This window comes from Bartonella sp. DGB2 (assembly GCF_046843095.1).
Lineage (GTDB): Bacteria > Pseudomonadota > Alphaproteobacteria > Rhizobiales > Rhizobiaceae > Bartonella.
In genome coordinates this window covers 821,247-839,162 of the sequence record NZ_CP177325.1, presented here as the reverse complement: position 1 = coordinate 839,162, position 17,916 = coordinate 821,247, and the positions used below count along the sequence as shown (strand labels likewise).

Annotated in this window: 18 protein-coding genes; 4 read left to right on the top strand and 14 right to left on the bottom strand. The window is 46.3% G+C overall.

Features of this window, described 5'->3' with window-relative positions:
• The first annotated feature begins 64 nt into the window (after positions 1 to 64).
• Positions 65 to 1,903, top strand: a complete 1,839-nt coding sequence (gene ilvD, locus ACK28X_RS04650; protein ID WP_412057291.1) for a dihydroxy-acid dehydratase — start codon at positions 65 to 67, stop codon at positions 1,901 to 1,903.
• Positions 1,904 to 1,922: 19 nt separating this feature from the next.
• On the opposite strand, the gene ACK28X_RS04645 is transcribed toward ilvD, so the two are convergent.
• The 3 genes from ACK28X_RS04645 to ACK28X_RS04635 all read right to left on the bottom strand — a co-directional run bounded on the left by ACK28X_RS04645 (position 1,923) and on the right by ACK28X_RS04635 (position 2,541).
• Positions 1,923 to 2,105, bottom strand: a complete 183-nt coding sequence (locus tag ACK28X_RS04645; RefSeq protein ID WP_412057290.1) for a hypothetical protein — start codon at positions 2,103 to 2,105, stop codon at positions 1,923 to 1,925.
• 84 nt (positions 2,106 to 2,189) lie between these two features.
• Positions 2,190 to 2,333: a hypothetical protein gene (locus ACK28X_RS04640; RefSeq protein ID WP_412057289.1), complete on the bottom strand. Its 144-nt coding sequence runs from the start codon at positions 2,331 to 2,333 to the stop codon at positions 2,190 to 2,192.
• Positions 2,314 to 2,541, bottom strand: coding sequence for a hypothetical protein (locus ACK28X_RS04635; RefSeq protein ID WP_412057288.1), 228 nt, complete (start codon positions 2,539 to 2,541; stop codon positions 2,314 to 2,316). Before ACK28X_RS04635 ends, ACK28X_RS04640 begins: the two co-directional genes overlap by 20 nt.
• Before the next feature lie 228 nt (positions 2,542 to 2,769).
• On the opposite strand from ACK28X_RS04635, the gene hrpB reads away from it, so the two are divergent.
• Positions 2,770 to 5,265, top strand: coding sequence for an ATP-dependent helicase HrpB (gene hrpB / locus ACK28X_RS04630; protein WP_412057287.1), 2,496 nt, complete (start codon positions 2,770 to 2,772; stop codon positions 5,263 to 5,265).
• 435 nt (positions 5,266 to 5,700) lie between these two features.
• Here the strand turns inward: hrpB and ACK28X_RS04625 are convergent, their stop codons facing one another.
• The 10 genes from ACK28X_RS04625 to nth all read right to left on the bottom strand — a co-directional run bounded on the left by ACK28X_RS04625 (position 5,701) and on the right by nth (position 15,634).
• On the bottom strand, positions 5,701 to 6,639 hold the full coding sequence (locus tag ACK28X_RS04625) for a metal ABC transporter permease (protein WP_412058289.1): 939 nt from the start codon (positions 6,637 to 6,639) through the stop codon (positions 5,701 to 5,703).
• A 2-nt stretch (positions 6,640 to 6,641) separates the two neighbouring features.
• Positions 6,642 to 7,535, bottom strand: coding sequence for a metal ABC transporter permease (locus tag ACK28X_RS04620; protein ID WP_412057286.1), 894 nt, complete (start codon positions 7,533 to 7,535; stop codon positions 6,642 to 6,644).
• Positions 7,528 to 8,355, bottom strand: coding sequence for a manganese/iron ABC transporter ATP-binding protein (locus tag ACK28X_RS04615; protein ID WP_412057285.1), 828 nt, complete (start codon positions 8,353 to 8,355; stop codon positions 7,528 to 7,530). Before ACK28X_RS04615 ends, ACK28X_RS04620 begins: the two co-directional genes overlap by 8 nt.
• A gap of 72 nt (positions 8,356 to 8,427) precedes the next feature.
• Positions 8,428 to 9,285 (bottom strand): metal ABC transporter substrate-binding protein, encoded by an 858-nt coding sequence (locus ACK28X_RS04610; RefSeq protein ID WP_412058288.1) that lies wholly within the window; start codon positions 9,283 to 9,285, stop codon positions 8,428 to 8,430.
• 420 nt (positions 9,286 to 9,705) lie between these two features.
• Positions 9,706 to 10,332 (bottom strand): uracil phosphoribosyltransferase, encoded by a 627-nt coding sequence (gene upp / locus ACK28X_RS04605; RefSeq protein WP_412057284.1) that lies wholly within the window; start codon positions 10,330 to 10,332, stop codon positions 9,706 to 9,708.
• Between the two features lie 27 nt (positions 10,333 to 10,359).
• Positions 10,360 to 12,789, bottom strand: coding sequence for a phenylalanine--tRNA ligase subunit beta (gene pheT / locus ACK28X_RS04600; RefSeq protein ID WP_412057283.1), 2,430 nt, complete (start codon positions 12,787 to 12,789; stop codon positions 10,360 to 10,362).
• A 33-nt stretch (positions 12,790 to 12,822) separates the two neighbouring features.
• Positions 12,823 to 13,908, bottom strand: a complete 1,086-nt coding sequence (pheS, locus tag ACK28X_RS04595) for a phenylalanine--tRNA ligase subunit alpha (protein WP_412058287.1) — start codon at positions 13,906 to 13,908, stop codon at positions 12,823 to 12,825.
• Positions 13,909 to 14,121: 213 nt separating this feature from the next.
• Positions 14,122 to 14,523, bottom strand: a complete 402-nt coding sequence (rplT, locus tag ACK28X_RS04590) for a 50S ribosomal protein L20 (RefSeq protein ID WP_412057282.1) — start codon at positions 14,521 to 14,523, stop codon at positions 14,122 to 14,124.
• A gap of 30 nt (positions 14,524 to 14,553) precedes the next feature.
• On the bottom strand, positions 14,554 to 14,757 hold the full coding sequence (rpmI, locus tag ACK28X_RS04585; protein WP_412057281.1) for a 50S ribosomal protein L35: 204 nt from the start codon (positions 14,755 to 14,757) through the stop codon (positions 14,554 to 14,556).
• Positions 14,758 to 14,908: 151 nt separating this feature from the next.
• Complete coding sequence (gene nth / locus ACK28X_RS04580) at positions 14,909 to 15,634, bottom strand: endonuclease III (RefSeq protein WP_412057280.1); 726 nt, start codon at positions 15,632 to 15,634, stop codon at positions 14,909 to 14,911.
• Between the two features lie 219 nt (positions 15,635 to 15,853).
• Here nth and ACK28X_RS04575 point away from each other — a divergent pair, with 219 nt between their 5' ends.
• Positions 15,854 to 16,102, top strand: a complete 249-nt coding sequence (locus ACK28X_RS04575; RefSeq protein WP_412057279.1) for a DUF1150 family protein — start codon at positions 15,854 to 15,856, stop codon at positions 16,100 to 16,102.
• Positions 16,103 to 16,292: 190 nt separating this feature from the next.
• Positions 16,293 to 16,769 carry a hypothetical protein gene (locus ACK28X_RS04570; RefSeq protein WP_412057278.1) on the top strand — a complete coding sequence of 159 codons (477 nt, stop codon included), beginning with the start codon at positions 16,293 to 16,295 and terminating at the stop codon, positions 16,767 to 16,769.
• 37 nt (positions 16,770 to 16,806) lie between these two features.
• On the opposite strand, the gene ACK28X_RS04565 is transcribed toward ACK28X_RS04570, so the two are convergent.
• Complete coding sequence (locus ACK28X_RS04565) at positions 16,807 to 17,832, bottom strand: ABC transporter permease (protein ID WP_412057277.1); 1,026 nt, start codon at positions 17,830 to 17,832, stop codon at positions 16,807 to 16,809.
• Positions 17,833 to 17,916 lie beyond the last annotated feature (84 nt).

Below are 17,916 nucleotides of genomic sequence, written 5' to 3'. Positions count from 1 at the left end.
ATCGATTCTTGCATTTGCAACAAATGTACGACACAATAGGCAAAAATTCATTAAGGAAATTGTCATGCCTCCCTACCGCTCTCGTACCTCTACCCATGGACGTAATATGGCGGGAGCGCGTAGCTTGTGGCGAGCCACCGGTATGCAGGACGATGATTTCGGTAAACCGATTATCGCCATTGCCAATTCTTTCACCCAATTCGTGCCTGGCCATGTTCATCTCAAAGATCTAGGACAATTGGTTGCCCGCGAAGTAGAAAAAGCTGGTGGTGTAGCGAAAGAGTTTAATACCATCGCGGTAGATGATGGCATCGCCATGGGGCATGATGGCATGCTTTATTCCTTACCCTCACGAGAGCTTATCGCCGATTCGGTGGAATATATGATCAATGCCCATTGCGCTGATGCTTTAGTTTGCATCTCCAATTGCGACAAAATCACCCCGGGCATGCTTATGGCGGCCTTACGCCTAAACATCCCCACCATTTTTGTCTCTGGTGGCCCTATGGAAGCAGGAAAAATTCACTGGAAAGGCCAAGACACCGCCGTTGACCTTGTTGATGCCATGGTGGCTGCCGCTGATGAACATAATCAAGATGAAGAAATCCAAGCCTTAGAACGCGCAGCCTGCCCTACCTGTGGTTCATGTTCGGGCATGTTCACCGCCAATTCCATGAATTGTCTTACTGAAGCATTAGGACTTGCTTTACCTGGCAATGGTTCTTTGCTAGCCACCCACACTAAACGCCGCGGCCTCTTTGAAGAAGCAGGGCGGCGTATCGTCCATTTAGCTAAGCGCTATTATGAAAGCGACGATGAAAGCGTTTTACCGCGTGCCATTGCAACCTATCAAGCTTTCACCAATGCCATGACCCTTGACATTGCTATGGGGGGATCTACCAATACGGTTTTACATCTTTTAGCCGCGGCGCATGAAGGCGAAGTTGACTTTACCATGGCAACCATTGATCAACTTTCGCGACGTGTGCCGGTTTTATGCAAAGTAGCCCCGGCTCTCTCTACCGTCCACATGGAAGATGTCCACCGCGCGGGTGGTATAATGGCCATCCTTGGGGAATTAGCACGAGCAGGGCTTATTGATACTACCACCCATACTGTTCATAGCACGAGCCTTGCCCAAGCCCTTGCCCGTTGGGATATTCGGCAAAGCGATGATAAGAATGTTCATAAATTCTATCGCGCTGCTCCGGCGGGTATTCCTACCCAAACCGCCTTTAGCCAAGATAAATACTACCCTAGCCTCGACCTTGATCGCGAGACAGGTGTAATTCGCTCTTCCTCCCACGCTTATTCTCAAGACGGGGGGCTAGCTGTACTTTATGGTAATTTAGCGCTGGATGGCTGCATCGTTAAAACCGCTGGCGTTGACGAATCAATCTTAAAATTTTCTGGCCCCGCCCGTATTTTCGAAAGCCAAGAAAGCGCTGTACGTGCTATCTTGAATAATCAAATCAAAGCAGGCGATGTCGTCCTCATCCGCTATGAAGGGCCGCGCGGCGGCCCCGGCATGCAAGAAATGCTCTATCCAACCAGCTACCTAAAATCCAAAGGTCTTGGGAAAACATGCGCCCTCATTACCGATGGACGATTTTCTGGCGGCTCTTCTGGCCTCTCAATTGGACATATTTCTCCTGAAGCAGCAGAAGGGGGGGCTATAGCCCTTGTTGAAGAAGGAGACATAATCGAAATTGACATCCCCAACCGCCGTCTTCACCTTGCCATAAGAGCGGAAGTTATCGCTGCCCGTGCGGCGCAGATGGCTGCCAAAGGAACAAACGCCTTCCAGCCACAGGAAGCACGCATGCGTAAGGTTTCACAAGCCTTAAAAGCCTATGCCGCTCTCGCCACTTCAGCGGCAAAAGGTGCAGTGCGTAAAGTTTAATAAAACTCAAGAAACTAGTTTACCTCGCCTCAACATGCGATACCTTCTCAACTAAAGCCTCGTAAGCCAAAATAGCAGCCGTCAAACCAGCGCGCGCTGTACCTGCAGTCTTGAAAACTATAACGTCTTTAATATCATGCCCGAGCGGCTTGCCCCAACGTACCAATTGAGCAAGCGTTTCACGGATCGCCCGTCTTATCAATCAAGCTCCGCGAAAGCAGTTGAACCAAATCAACTACCTCCTGCGTATCAATATAAAGTCACGACTCCATGATAAAAGCATCAATCAAATCCACATGGCGCTAGGTTTCAACCAACACCGCTCAATAAGTGGGACATGCGAAAGGGTCACAGCACTTACAATATCCGCATCTTGCAAAGCCATATTCAGATCCACCACCGCTTCTGCTCTATAAGGCCGATCTGACAAGCTTTGCGCCAAAACGCAAGCATGCGCATAGCACCGATTCCAAATCGTCACTCGCGTCAAAGGTCGTATAACTGTTCAAAGCATCAGCTAAAAGCTGCGCGATCTCCCCCGCCCCAATAATCGTGAGCTTACACGCTGTAGAGGATGCTAAATAATCAGCAGCCAATGCGACAACCGAAGCCATGCGACGATTGGTCACAGCCCCCATCCAGAGGACTCCAAGCGGGGATTAATAATAACACACTTCCCTTGTATTCCTCTTGGCTAGAGGGTAACATATGTTGCTCATGGGCAGGGCAAATAATCCATAGTTTTTTGATAATCAGCAGTCAACATTCTCTCTCCTCCTTAATCTATGCTACATATCTAAAATAGATGATAAAACGATAGCTTGATCTCTCCTGCCACTCAACGCTTTATTTATTAATAAAAAGACATGAACCAAATCCCACCTATGCCCGTAATGTCTCTGCCCATTAACCAAGTTCTTCCTCGCCTTCTTAGTACCCTTGAAACGCAAAACGCCGCCGTTCTTATCGCACCCCCTGGTGCCGGGAAAACCACCCTCACACCCCTCGCCCTTTTAAGCGCCTCATGGCGCAAAGGTGGCAAAATTCTCCTGCTCGAACCAAGACGCTTAGCTGCCCGTGCCGCTGCTCAGCGCCTCGCCGCTTTGCTAGATGAGTCAGTAGGAAAAACCGTTGGCTATCAAATGCGCTTTGATTCCTGCTATAGTAAAACAAGTCAAATCCTTGTAATAACTGAAGGAATTTTTAGCCGCCTTATCGTTGACGATCCTGAACTAAACGGCATTGATGCAGTTCTATTCGATGAATTTCATGAACGTAGTCTTGATGCCGATTTTGGACTCGCCCTTGCCCTCGAAGTACAAACAGCTTTGCGCCCCACCTTACGGCTTGTGGTAATGTCTGCTACCCTTGATGGAACGAACATCTCTCACCATATGCAGAATGCTCCCCTTATTGAAAGCGAGGGTCGCTCCTTCCCCATCAACATACTCTACACGCCGCCCCCGCCACATCTTTCCATTGAAAATGCTATGGCCAAGGCGATTCGCGATGCTTTAGTTACCTACGAGGGAAGTATTCTTGCCTTCTTGCCAGGGCAAAAAGAAATAAAACGAACCGCCACTTTACTAGCGCCCCATTTGCCCCCCCATATCATAGTCGCCCCTCTATATGGGATGATGGAACAAAAAGCGCAGGATGAAGCCATAAAACCCCCAGCGTTAGGTACTCGTAAAATCGTTCTATCCACATCCATTGCCGAAACATCTCTTACCATTGAAGATGTCAAAATTGTGATTGATAGCGGACTCGCCCGCTATGCCCAATTTGAAGCATCCTCTGGTATGACCATCCTCAAAACCCAAAGAGTTAGCCAAGCCTCTATTCACCAACGGGCGGGGCGGGCAGGTCGACAAAGCCCAGGCATAGCTATCCGCCTTTGGCACAAAGAGCAAACACCCTCTCTCCCTGCCTTCACACCCCCAGAAATTTTATCAGCTGACTTAAGCAGTCTCGTTTTAGAAGCAACGGCCTTTGGGGTACCAAATATTACAGATCTTCCCTTCATTACCCCACCACCGCATAAAGCGCTTCACCATGCGCGCGCTCTTTTAAACGAAATCGGCGCTTTGGATAATAATCACCGCCTCACAAACCTTGGCCGCCAGATCAGAACTATGGCTCTTCCGCCCCGTCTCGCCTCTATGTTCATCAAAGCTAAAGAAGAAGGGGAGGAGATAAAAGCAGCGCAATTAGCGATCTTATTAGCAGAACCAGGGCTTGGCGGCTCCAGCGTCGATTTAGAAGAACGTTTACGTGCTTTCCAAAAAAGCTCATACCCGCACGCCCAGGCCGCCCTTGCCCTCGCCGCAAGACTTGCCAAAGCCTTAGAAAATAAAGTAAAAAGAGGCCAATCCAAAGGCGTAAGTCTTGGCAAGCTCTTACTCTATGCTTGGCCCCATCGATTGGCCAAAGCCACAGAAAAAAGCGGTCAATTCCAACTTATTAACGGTCGGCGCATCTGGCTTGATTCCAGTATCACCCTCGCTCATAACACTTTTATTGTCGCTGCTGAAATTCGCGGTAAGGCCGAAAACGCCCGTGTCCTAGCAGCCGCACCCATCACCGAAGAAGAAGTGATCGCCCACCATAGTGCAAATATCCAAAAAGCACTTCAGATCAATTTTGACCCCAAAACAGGCCGCTTCAAAGCAAGTGAAAAACACCATTTAGGCGCACTCACTCTAAATGAAGCCCATATCCCCGTCCCCCAAGGCGAAGCCGCTGAAAAAGCTGTACTAACCGCTCTTCACACCCATGGTTTAACGATCCTACCATGGAATCAAGAGGCAAAAAGCCTTCGCCAAAGACTCCATTGGCTACACCATTTCTATGGCAATGATTGGCCAAGCGTTAATGATCACGCCCTACTTACACATCTCGACCAATGGCTTTTGCCCTTTTTAGAGGGCCAAGCCAACTTTGTACCCCTAGCAGGGGAGGGATTTTCCCAAGCATTGCTCTCCCTCCTACCTTACCCCCTACAAAGTGCCCTTGAAGATTGGGCGCCTAAGTATTTTTATGCCCCCAGTGGCGCGCGTATTATACTTCAATATAAAGAAGGAGCGCCGCCGCTTTTATCCATCCGCCCTCAAGATCTCTATGGAATGGATAAGCACCCAACCTTAGCACAAGGCAAAGGAAAAAAAAGCGTGCAGGGGCTACCGCTCATCATAGAGCTACTCTCACCTGCCAACCGCCCCATCCAAGTAACCCAAGATTTACCACGATTTTGGCGTGGCTCATGGTTGGATGTGCGCCGCGATATGCGGAGCCGCTATCCCAAACATTTCTGGCCAGAAAATCCTATGACAGCCCAGCCAAAACCCCGTACAAAACGCTAATAGGCTACTAAAAGCCTCCAAACAATACACCTCTAACTATTATCATCGCCCTTATGCGTATCCACTGGATTGCCTTTTCGAAGATCAGGCATTTCGCCTTCCTTTTAGCTACTTCCCCATCTATTTCTAGCAGCATCGTGATCTTTGAACCCTATATTCTGCCCCCAGTAGCGGCGGAGTTAAACCTTCTTATCAGCGGATGCCTTCTTGGATTCCCCTATGTATCCATTGTCTCACACAATGAGAGCATAAGAAAAAGGCTGCGCTTAAAAGCGCAGCCTTTAATTGCGAATGCAGCTATAGGAGGAGGAGGAAATGCTGCATTCATTTGTCGAATTGGGAGGAGGAATTATTCGACAACTCTTAATTAGCGCAGCGCCAATCATACTACAACGCTTAAAAATGCATAGCTGTTATGCACCAATAAAAATAGGACTAGTATTCCTGCTTGCCTTTAATCTCGCCGCTGGAGTCACGCATCAAGCGCACTTCTGCATAACTAGTCCAAAAAAACGCTGCTATAAAAATTGACGCTAGAGTTAAAACCACCGTCGCAGCAGAATCAGAGCCTAAAAATAAACTGATATAGACTCCAAACACACTGGCAAAGCCTGCTACAGAAAAAGCAACCCACAACATTGAAGAAAAGCGTTTAGTAAGTAAATAAGCAATCGCTCCTGGAGCGATCAATAATGAGATAGATAAAACAATCCCCACCGCCTTCAAAGCCGCAACAATAGCAAGAGCAATCATCATCAATAAGATATAATGCAAAAGCTGCACTCGGAGTCCCGCGGCTTTAGCCTGAATTTCATCAAAACTAAAAAGCATAAAATCCCGCCATTTTACCCCTAAAAACAGAAAAATGACTCCAGCAATCACCATAGTTTGGCCAATATCAGTCCAACTTACCCCCAATAAGTTACCAAACAAAATATGCATCAAATGCAATTCACTTCGCACCATGCTAGACAAAACAAGCCCCAACCCAAACATAGCGGAAAAGATAATACCCATCACCGTATCACGCTTCACTCGACTGTGATCCCCTATAAAGCTGATCAAAATTGCGCACACCATGCTAGCAACAAAAGCACCAAGAGCCATCATAGCCATAGTCATATCAATTTGTGGCACGGCTAATAAAGGCGCCCAACCCAACCAAACTGCAAACGCCATTACCTGCGGTACCGTCATATAGCCCAAAACCACCCCAGGAAAAATCGCGTGCGACATAGCATCGCCCAATAAAGACCAACCCTTTAAAATCAGAAAACACGACAAAAGTGCCATAGGCAAAGCTATACTTATGGTAATCACCATACCCTTCACCATAAAAGGCAAATAAAAAGGTAAAAGAAGCTGATCCATTATGTCTATCCTACTTCCTGTGCAGAAGCAGCCTCAGAATGCGAAGTGCTCCTGCGGCCATAGCGCTGATACCAGCGTGTTGCAATTAACCCATATTTAGGAGCAAAAAGAAAGCTAAATGCAAAAACCAAAGCCTGAAGCAACACTACAAGCCCCCCAGTTTGCGCATGCAAAAAATAACTTAAATAGACTCCTACCGCACTCGTGAAGGTGCCAATAACCACAGAAATCACTATAAGACGGGGAAAACGATCAGTCCAAAGATAAGCGCTCGCGCCCGGCGTCACCACAAGGCTAATTACCAAAAACGCCCCCACAGTTTGCATAGCGGCCACAGTTGAGACCGCTAATAAAGTAAAAAATAAAATTTTAAACCACCACACTGAAAGACCAATAGAACGCGCGTGATTCTCATCAAAGAAACACAACAATAAATCTTTCCATTTCACCACTAAAATAACGAGCGTTATAAAACCGATCAGAGCAAGCTGGAAAATATCACTTGGGCTGATGGCAAGAATATTGCCCAATACAATTGTCTCAATACTCACTGCGATTGGGCGCAAGGATTTTATAAATAAACCCAAAGCAAAGAAGGAAGAGAAAATAAGCCCAATGATCGCATCCTCTTTCAAACGCGTGCGTTGGTTGAAAAAGAACATCGCTATCGCCGCAAGACCACCAGAAAAAAAAGCACCCAGCGCGAAAGGTAAGCCCAGTAAATAAGCCCCCGCCACCCCGGGGATAATCGCATGCGAAAGCGCATCGCCAATAAGAGACCACCCCTTCAACATCAAAAAACAAGAGAGAAAGGCACAAATACATCCGACAAGCGCCGACACCCAAATAGCATTCACCATATATTGATACGAAAACGGCTCTATTAATATATTAATCATCGCGAACCTGCGCAGTAGCGGGGTAAAGGACAAGAGGGCTTTCATCATCGCTTAAAATATTCACCGCGCCCGCTGGAAGGTTTTCTAACACATGGTGACGCAAAGCACCGCCAAAAGTCTTCTCAAGATTTTCCTGCGTAAACACTGCTTCAGTAGAGCCATAATCTACCACCGTGCCCTTGATCAAAACTGTATGGTCACAAAATTCAGGAACCGAACCCAAATTATGGGTAGAAACCAACATCGCCACCCCCTCATCGCGCATTGCCTGTAAGAGTGCAATAATACGGGTTTCTGTCTTAACATCCACACCAGTAAAAGGCTCATCCAACAAAATCACCCGCGCACCTTGAGCCATTGCCCGCGCTAAAAAGACCCGTTTTTTCTGCCCTCCCGAAAGCTCACCGATTTGCCGCTTAGCGTATTCGCTCATACCTACACGAGCTAAAGCTTCACACACCGCTTGATGATCTTCAGTCTTAGGATAACGAAAAAAATTCATATGGCCATAACGCCCCATCAAGACTACATCTTCAACCAAAACTGGAAAATCCCAATCCACATCCTCGCTTTGCGGCACATAAGCAACATTGTTGCGCCGCAAAGCTAACTTAACTGGCTGTCCAAGAATTGAAACAGCACCCCGCGAAGGACGAATGAAACCCATAATCGTTTTAAAGAGCGTTGATTTACCGGAACCATTCACACCGACTAGCGCTGTGATAGACCCCGTCGACATCTCAAAACTACTATCATACAAAGCCGTATGGCCATTACGATAGGTAACCGTCACGTCTTTAACCGAAATTGCACTGTCCATATCAGCCCTTTCCTCCGCCGTGTCCTAATTTCGTTGCTATACTTAGAAATATTCCACTTTTATGAAAGGCGCCTACCCCTTGCCTGTGAGCCCATCGACAACAGTTTTGCTGGTTACACGCAAAAGATCAATATATGTAGGAACAGGGCCGTCAAAATCGCTCAATGAATCTACGTATAAGACGCCGCCATAGCGAGCCCCCGTCTCACGAGCCACCTGCTTAGCTGGGGCAGCGGAAATTGTGCTTTCTGAAAACACAGCGGGAATATGGTATTTACGTACAGCATCAATCACCCTCTTGACCTGTTGTGGTGTGCCTTGCTGGTCTGCGTTAATCGGCCAAAGATAGAGCTCTTTCAAACCAAAATCACGAGTCAGATAGCTAAAGGCTCCCTCACTACTTACCAACCAACGTTTATTTATCGGAAGGCTAGCAAATTCAGCCCGAATTGGCGCGATAACCGCTTGGATTTTCTGCTTATAGGCTTGCGCATTCTTGCGATAAACATCAGCGTGTTTTGGGTCATATTTAACCAAAGCATCGCGAATATTATCTACATAAATTAAACCAGCGCTAGGAGACATCCAAGCATGGGGGTTGGGCTTACCACTATAGGGACCTTCGGTAATGCCCATGGGCTCAACGCCCGTAGACACAACGATACTAGGAACATTCTTCACATTCTGAAAGAATTTTTTAAACCAAAGTTCAAGGCTCAAACCATTCCATAAAACAAGATCAGCGCCTTGGGCGCGTAAAAGATCTTGAGGAGTTGGCTCATATTCATGTATCTCTGCTCCAGGTCTAGTGATCGATTCTACAACCGCCGCATCACCCGCTACATTGCGAGCCATGTCCGCTATAATAGTAAAGGTCGTAACCACCTTAAATTTATCAGTCGCCAAGGATGCACTCGGCAAAAAGGCCATAGCGGCCAAAGCCGTAATGACGCTTCTACCCAGCCACCTCGCCACTTTACCTCTAAAGCCAGCTAGTAAACCAGCAAATAACTCCGGCATAGTAGCCAGTTTGCCATGCATCATCTGATATGAGCTGGATACTAAAAATCTTCCCTGTTTCATAAATTTAAATTTCCTATTGCTAATGATTTGCATTATCATATACAGGCTAACAAAGTAAAAGGCTCTTGGCAAGACACACAAACACAATTGATGATGATTGCTTTAAGACTTTCTTCCAAAAACTAGATAAAATCTTAAATTTTTTTAATCAAACTTGCCAACACATTGGCATTCATAATAAAATTAAAAATAAAAACATAGTGGCTCATTATTTCCAGCTATGTAAAACATGATTAGGCACGCGCTTTGCACCCACACAGCCGTTGCCTATTTGGTGCCAAACATCCTATCCCCAGCATCACCCAGCCCAGGCAAAATATACCCCGCTTCACTTAAGCCACGATCCAAAGCAGCGGTATAAATATCCACATCAGGGTGACAAGCCTGTAAATGAGCTACCCCTTCTGGAGCACTCAAAATACAAACAAAGCGAATGGCTTTGGCTCCGCCTCTTTTGAGCTCATCTACCGCTTTGACAGCAGAATTACCAGTTGCCAACATTGGATCAACCAAAATAATCAAGCGTTCATCCAACCGCTCTGGTGCTCTGAAATAATATTCCACAGCTTCCAATGTTTCGTGATCACGGTAAAGACCAATATGGCAAACCCGCGCGGCAGGCAAAAGATCCAGCATGCCCAATAATAGCCCTTCACCGGCTCGCAAAATCGAAGCAAGGACTAGCTTTTTTCCCTGCAAAACTGGAGCCTCTGTCACCTCCATCGGCGTCTCAACAGCTACCATACGCAATTTAAGGTCGCGCGTCACTTCATAGCCTAATAAAAAGGCGATCTCGCGCACCAATTGTCTAAATTCAGCGGTCGCCGTGGTCTTGCAACGCAGCATGGTTAATTTATGCTGTAGCAAAGGATGCGAAACGATTGTTAATCCCATAATATTATCCTCTTCAACAAGCAGCGTTTAACGCAAGCTTGCCCCACTTTGTTTCACAACCGCGGCAATAATTTTTTCCGCCAAAGATTCAAGATCTCCCTCGGTCAAACTCCGCTCATAAGGCTGTATCCATACCTCAATCGCCACGGACTTTTTGCCTTCCCCTAAGCTCGAATCAGCAAATACATCAAAAACTTGTACTGCTTGAATTAGCTTTTTATCCGCGGCCGTGGCCGCACGTACAAGTGTCATAGCCGCCACGTCTTGATCTACCACAAAAGCAAAATCGCGTTTAATCATCTGCAACGGTAAAAGCTGCAAAGCAGGCCGCGCTTTACCTGCTCGTCTTTTCGGCTCTGGAATATGATCTAACAGAACCTCAAACCCGCAAATAGCTCCCTTTAGTCCAAACTGCTCCATCATCGCAGGATGAAATTCACCAAAATATCCTAAAACTAGTTTAGGCCCCAATTGTAATACCCCAGAACGCCCAGGATGATACCAAGATGGTGCCCCACGCACGACTTGGAGCCGTCCACAATCAACTCCACAAGCGGCTAATGCGGCCAAAGCATCGGCCTTAGCATCAAAAACATCCACCATGCGCACAGGCGTTGACCAAAAACGACCAACTAAATCAAAACGCGCGCTATTACAGCGCACCCCGCCGGCACTGCGAACTTGTCCACCAAGCTCATCATTATGATAAGTGGCTCCAATTTCAAACAAAGCGACGTCAGCAAAACCTCGGTCGTGATTACGGCGTGCCGCCGTCAAAAGCCCTGGCAGAAGTGATGGCCGCATATCAGACATATCAGAAGCAATCGGATTGACTAATTGCAAGCCTTCACTGCCGCCACCAAAAATTTGAGCGTGCGCCTTAGAAATAAAGGAATAAGTCACCGCTTCCAGCATACCACGCCCTGCTAAAGTACGTCGCACCAAATGAGCACGCAAGCGACTTAAATCTAAAATAGGCGCGCTTACCGCCTGCTTATCGGTAAAAGCTATAGGCTTGATCTTATCTAAACCATGGATACGAATCACTTCTTCCACCAAATCGGCGCTATCCCCAATATCCAAACGCCAACTCGGTACCTTTACGCGTACCATTGGCTCCTGCTCACTATCCTCTTGAGACGCAGCAAAGACCTCAAAACCCAAATTACGCAAAATCGCTTTAATCGTTTCAGCCTCAAGCTCTAAATTGGTCAGCCGCTTAACTTGGGCAAACGAGAACATAATCTCTTTAGGATGATCTTCATACCAACCTACTTTTTGAAGTGCACAAGCCCTACCTTGACATAGCTGTGAAATCAGCGCACTAGCACGCGCCAAAACCTTCTCAGGTAACAAGGGATCTACCCCCCGCTCAAAACGGTAACGCGCATCGCTTATAAGCCCCAGCTGCCGACCTGTCGTCGCAATGTTTTGGGCATCAAAACGCGCCACTTCAATGCCAATATTGCGTGTTGCCATATCGCAGCCCGTTGCTTCTCCCCCCATAATACCGGCAAGGGAAATCACCCCGCTTTCATCAGCAATCACACAATTTTGAACACTTAAAGTATAGTCACGACCATTCAAAGCAGTAAAGCTTTCCCCCTGCTTTGCGCGCCGCACCACCAAATCGCCAACGATTTTATCACGATCGAAAATATGTAAGGGCTGTCCTAAATCAAAGGTCAAATAATTACTGATATCGACCAAAACGTTCACAGGACGCAAACCGATCGCACGCAAGCGACGCTGCAGCCACAAGGGCGAAGCACCGTTCTGCACCCCTTCTATCTCGCGCCATAAAAATCCTTGGCATAGGGGATGGCCAGAGAAATCAAACCGTACCGTTTTTTTACCTACCGTTGTAGGTATATCCTCAACTGCTTTTTGCTTTTTCAAAAGCCCTAACCCCGCGGCAGCCAAATCACGAGCAATTCCATGAACACTCGCGCAATCAGAACGATTAGGGGTAAGGCCAATCTCAATGATCGGGTCGTCCAAGCCCGCATAAGCGGCAAAAGAAGTGCCAACTGGCGCATCTTCAGCAAGAGAAATAATCCCCTCATGCTCATCAGATAGCTCAAGTTCGCGCTCTGAACACAACATGCCAAAGCTTTCAATACCGCGAATCTTTCCTACCCCCAACACCGTATTAATGCCAGGAATATATGTACCGGCAGGCGCAAAAACGCCGACAAGTCCCGCGCGCGCATTTTTAGCTCCGCACACCACTTGAACTAAATCTGCCTTGCCAACATCCACCGATAGAACCTGTAACTTATCGGCATCGGGGTGCTTCTTTGCTTCGCAAACCTTGGCGATCGTAAAGGGTTCCCAAGCCACACGATCATCAACCCCTTCAACCTCTAAGCCAATGGCCGTCAATTTAGCACAAATTTGCGCGAGTGATGCCTCGGTTTCAAGGTGCTCTTTCAACCAGGATAGTGTAAATTTCATCAACGGACCTCAAATTAAAAAGGATGAGCCAAATCAACCGTAGCTAAGACCAGCAAACAAGGTGGGTATATCAAGAGGGCGGAAACCATAATGGCTAAGCCAGCGCACATCAGCTTCAAAAAAGGCGCGTAAATCAGGGATAGCGTATTTCAGCATCGCCATGCGGTCAATCCCCATTCCCCAAGCAAATCCTTGATAAACATCGGGATCATAGCCCACATTACGCAAAACATTAGGATGAACCATCCCACCGCCCAAAACCTCCAGCCAATCATCACCTTCGCCAAATTTTATTTCACCGCCTGAACGGCAACACTGAATATCCACCTCCATTGACGGTTCAGTAAAAGGAAAAAACGAAGGTCGGAACCGCATATTTAGATCTGATACTTCAAAAAATGCTTTACAAAACTCTTCGTGAATCCACATCATGTGAGCAATGGTCGATTTTTTATCAATCACCAGTCCCTCAAGCTGATGAAACATGGGGGAATGGGTAGCGTCGCTGTCCATTCGATAGGTTTTCCCCGCTACGATCACCCGGATAGGCGGCGCATTCTTTTCCATAGTACGAATTTGCACAGGCGAGGTATGGGTTCTTAATAATTTACGCTCTCCCGCTTCATTAGGCGGAAAGAAAAACGTATCATGCATTTCTCGTGCTGGATGCCCTTCTGGGAAATTAAGCGCCGTAAAATTATAATAATCGCTTTCAATATCGGGCCCATCAGCGATAGAAAAACCCATATCAGCATAAATCGCTACCATCTCATCAATTACCTGAGAAATAGGATGAATACGACCACGCTCCATGGGCGGAACTGCCACAGGCAGACTAATATCAACAGTTTCTCGAGCCAAACGCGCTGCTAAAGCCGCCTCTTTAAGCTGTGCACGCTTATCATGTAGTAAATGAGTAATACGCTCTTTTGCACCGTGAATCCGCGGGCCAACCACCTGCCGTTCTTCTGGACTCATCGCCCCTAGCATCTTTAATTGCTCTGAAAGAAGACCCTTTTTTCCTAAAGCCGCCACCCGTACCGCTTCTAAGGCCTTTTCATCTTCCGCCTGCTCAATCGCAAAGGAAATATCTTGTTCAAGCTTGTCCATATCACCCATCATCATGCCGCCTATACTGTGATCAAACCATAGCTCAGACAAAACGCACCCACTGAGCCCACCATCGCACATCAGCTAAAGACGCAATAGCCCTAAAGGATCACCCCAAATAAAAGCCAAAAGCCCCGCGTCTATTGCACAGGGCCCGCCAAAATAACCGCAAATATAACCCGCAAAAGCATTGAGCTTTCGCGGGGCAATGGCGATAAACGCTTATTTCACTGCACCTTCATAAGCATGAGGCGTTGTGTCTTTCAAATATGCAAGCGCTTTTTTGGCTGCATTCACCAAATTGCTAAATGCTGCGGGCTCGTGAATCGCAATATCGGATAAGACCTTACGATCAACTTCAATGCCTGCTTTCGCCAAGCCGTCAATAAAGCGCCCATACGTTAGACCTTCAAGACGTACAGCAGCATTAATCCGTTGAATCCACAAAGCGCGAAAACTCCGCTTGCGGTTTTTACGATCCCGATAAGCATATTGCTTAGAACGGTCAACCGCAGCCTTAGCAGCTCGGATAGTATTTTTACGGCGGCCATAAAACCCTTCGGCCTGTTTAAGAACCTTTTTATGCTTCGCATGGGCAGTAACGCCACGTTTTACACGTGCCATAGGATATCTCCTTCAAATTAAACGTGACGATTAAAGACCATTGGGCAAATAATATTGCACAACCTTTTTTGCATCAGGCTCAGCCAAAACCATTGTGCCACGTGCATCACGAATAAATTTATTGGAACGCTTAATCATACCATGGCGTTTTCCCATAGCACCAGCTTTCACCTTACCGGTAGCGGTGATTTTAAACCGCTTTTTGGCAGAAGATTTGGTCTTCATCTTGGGCATTTTGCTACTCCTAAAATTAAAGGGGCTGACCAAGCCCACATACAGCAACACCACCGCCACGGCATGCCCTGCCGGGCGGCATTGACCTTTTCTCATAGGACAACTCAGCCAAAAGTGCAAGCCCCCTAGAAAAATAGTTCAACCTACGCCCCTACCCAGCAACAGGTTTCCCATTGCCTTGAATTTCCACCAAAGGAGCGGGAACAGCATTGGTTTTCACAGCCGCTTTACAAAGATCAGCAATAATACACGCTTCGCAAGAGGGCTTACGCGCCTTACAAATATAACGCCCGTGCAGAATCAACCAATTATGAGCATGGCGCAAATAAAAAGGCGGGATAAGACGCAATAATTGCTCTTCCACCTGGTCAGGGGTGCGGCCATAAGCGATCCCCAAACGGTTACTAATACGAAAGATATGCGTATCAACAGCAAGGCTCGGCTGTCCAAATGCAACATTTAGCACAACATTAGCGGTTTTGCGCCCCACCCCTGGCAAAGCCATTAACGACGCGCGGGTTTCTGGCACCCGCCCGCCATGCTCATTCACAAGTTTTACACAAAGCGCATAGACATTTTTTGCCTTTGCACGCCACAAACCAATGGTACGGATCAATTGACCAATCCGAGCTTCCCCCAAAGCCAGCATTTTTTCTGGTGTATCAGCAAACGCAAATAAATCTTTTGTTGCCTTATTTACCCCGACATCAGTCGCCTGCGCCGAAAGAACCACCGCCACCAAAAGCGTAAAATTATTGTGAAATACCAGATCACTTACAGGATAAGGTCTTTGCACAGCAAAGCGACGAAACATCTCCGCTATCTCATCCGCCATATAAAGGGACGTAGGCGAAACATACTTTGGAACCTTCTTCATCGCCCTTTCCTTTTCATCATTTATCTTATCTTGAATAAAGAGTGTGACTATCCATATTATAACACAAACATATCAACACTAGTTTGGGCAAATCACACCTCTTTACCTAGCCTTAAATCGTACGATATAATCTCCTATACCTCTAACTAGCTTATACTAAGTGCCCAAGCTGTAAAACAGTAAGCCCCATAAGCAACTCATTAACAACAGGTAGGAATCATGAACCCTCGCCCACCCCTTTCTTTACAAGAACTCGCCCATTGGGGCGAAGGTGAACTTGCCTATCTAAAACGACTTAATAGCACAGAACTTATAAAAAATTTTCCCGAGCTAGCTCCCCTTGATGCCGACATCGAACTCTGGGGACTGTTTGGCGCAAGTGGAAAGCCATTAATCTTCTCCAACCATCCAGCTAAAGTCTTGGCTGATGCACGTGATCAACAATTAAAAACGGTGCCTCTTCACTAATTTTATGCTATGTTAACTCAATTAATTGTCCCATAGCGCAATTCATGGGCTATTCCCGCCTGTGTGTAATAAATCAACTCTATAAAGCCCCCGTAGGCACCTCTTTCTGATGCTATCATCATAAAAGCAAAAATTTTGCTTTCAGAGCCTATATGCCTTATATCAACATTCATTTTCACTTAGAAAAAGCATGACAAACCAATTACCTTCTTATCAGTACCCTTTGCGTGGCCTTGCTATGCTAGCTATCTTTTTAAGCCTAGGCCCTGTCATACAAACCGTTATCGGAAGTGCGCTTTTATATCCTTGGATGCAAATAAACGACATTGTGACTGACATAGTAATTCTATGCCGGAAAGATATTTGGCCACGCTTAGCAGCTAGCTATTCCTATTATCTCCCGTCAATCTTCTTAAGCGGCCTTCTTTGCGCTTCGCCCCCCGCAAAAGGCGAAGGACTGAGCCTCAAATCAGCCATTTTACGCACCATCACTATGGGTTTATTAATTGAGATAGTTTATTTCTTAATATTGTGGCCCTACCAAAAAAATAACTTTACAGCTATAATACAATACTTCTTTTTTGCTTTCCTGCAATGGAGCGGCACCGCTATACTATGCTGGAGCATCGGCACTGGATTTCGCCTTAATCAAAAAATCCAACCATAAGTATCACATCTTCAATAAAGCTTCTAACAAAAGCACTTTATAAAGCACCCCTCCGACTCTTTGCATAGGTATCAAAAGCAACCGCTAAGATAATAATCAAACCTGTAACAATCTGCTGATAGTAAGCTGTTACATTCATCAGGACGAGCCCATTGATCAAAATTCCCATGATCAAAGAGCCAAAGATTGTACCCATCACACGGCCATATCCACCCATTAATGAAGTACCCCCTATCACGACAGAAGCAATAACCCGCAACTCAAAAGAATACCCAGCCACAGCCTCAGCACTACCCAAACGCGCACTTTGAACAAAGCCGGCTAATCCCGCTAAACAGCCCATCACCACATAAACACTTACCAGAACGCGATTAATATTCACCCCAGCTAACCGCGCCGCTTCTGGATTGCCGCCGATAGCATAAACAAAACGCCCCCAACGCGTTTTATGAAGCGCTAAAAATCCCGCAAGGGCAACAAAAGCAAAGATCCATACTGGCACCGAAATACCCAATATATTGCCCCTACCCCAAAAGCGGTAAGCCTCGTTAAAACCCGAAATAGGCGCCCCATCACTAATGACCAAAGTCAACCCCCGCCAAATCGTCATGCCACCAAGGGTGATAATAAAAGGTGGCAAGCGTAAAAGGGTGACTCCTAAACCATGAAGGAATCCAATGAATATCCCAAAACTCAAACAAATAATAAGCCCCACCAGCCATGCATAACTACCAAAGAAATGCGCATTGGGAGGCGATAGAAACAAACCTTTCATTACATAGGCGGCAGCCATACCACAAACTGCCAACACAGACCCAACTGACAAGTCAATGCCCGCAGTCAAAATCACAAAGGTCATTCCTACCGCCATAATACCAAAAATAGAAACTTCAGTCAGTATATTATATATATTATTTGTAGTTAAAAAACTATGATTTTGCGTATAAAAGAAAACTAGCAAAATAACCATAAATATAAAAACGCCGAAACGCTCAAAAAAGGCAATCGGATCAAAATTCTTTGCAAGCTTTTTTTCTATAGTTCTTTGCTTGATAACTTCCATTCCTATGCTCCATCTAAAGTACATTACAAATGTTATGAAATTTAACTTCTATTTAAATATATAGGAAAAATAACATGGTAAAGT

Excerpts from the sequence above, each read along its gene's own strand:
- ilvD (WP_412057291.1), top strand. The coding sequence starts at position 65 with ATGCCTCCCTACCGCTCTCGTACCTCTACCCATGGACGTAATATGGCG.
- ACK28X_RS04635 (WP_412057288.1), bottom strand. The coding sequence starts at position 2,541 with ATGGGGGCTGTGACCAATCGTCGCATGGCTTCGGTTGTCGCATTGGCT.
- hrpB (WP_412057287.1), top strand. The coding sequence starts at position 2,770 with ATGAACCAAATCCCACCTATGCCCGTAATGTCTCTGCCCATTAACCAA.
- ACK28X_RS04620 (WP_412057286.1), bottom strand. The coding sequence starts at position 7,535 with ATGATTAATATATTAATAGAGCCGTTTTCGTATCAATATATGGTGAAT.
- ACK28X_RS04615 (WP_412057285.1), bottom strand. The coding sequence starts at position 8,355 with ATGGACAGTGCAATTTCGGTTAAAGACGTGACGGTTACCTATCGTAAT.
- ACK28X_RS04610 (WP_412058288.1), bottom strand. The coding sequence starts at position 9,285 with ATGGCCTTTTTGCCGAGTGCATCCTTGGCGACTGATAAATTTAAGGTG.
- upp (WP_412057284.1), bottom strand. The coding sequence starts at position 10,332 with ATGGGATTAACAATCGTTTCGCATCCTTTGCTACAGCATAAATTAACC.
- pheT (WP_412057283.1), bottom strand. The coding sequence starts at position 12,789 with ATGAAATTTACACTATCCTGGTTGAAAGAGCACCTTGAAACCGAGGCA.
- pheS (WP_412058287.1), bottom strand. The coding sequence starts at position 13,908 with ATGGGTGATATGGACAAGCTTGAACAAGATATTTCCTTTGCGATTGAG.
- rplT (WP_412057282.1), bottom strand. The coding sequence starts at position 14,523 with ATGGCACGTGTAAAACGTGGCGTTACTGCCCATGCGAAGCATAAAAAG.
- rpmI (WP_412057281.1), bottom strand. The coding sequence starts at position 14,757 with ATGCCCAAGATGAAGACCAAATCTTCTGCCAAAAAGCGGTTTAAAATC.
- nth (WP_412057280.1), bottom strand. The coding sequence starts at position 15,634 with ATGAAGAAGGTTCCAAAGTATGTTTCGCCTACGTCCCTTTATATGGCG.
- ACK28X_RS04575 (WP_412057279.1), top strand. The coding sequence starts at position 15,854 with ATGAACCCTCGCCCACCCCTTTCTTTACAAGAACTCGCCCATTGGGGC.
- ACK28X_RS04570 (WP_412057278.1), top strand. The coding sequence starts at position 16,293 with ATGACAAACCAATTACCTTCTTATCAGTACCCTTTGCGTGGCCTTGCT.
- ACK28X_RS04565 (WP_412057277.1), bottom strand. The coding sequence starts at position 17,832 with ATGGAAGTTATCAAGCAAAGAACTATAGAAAAAAAGCTTGCAAAGAAT.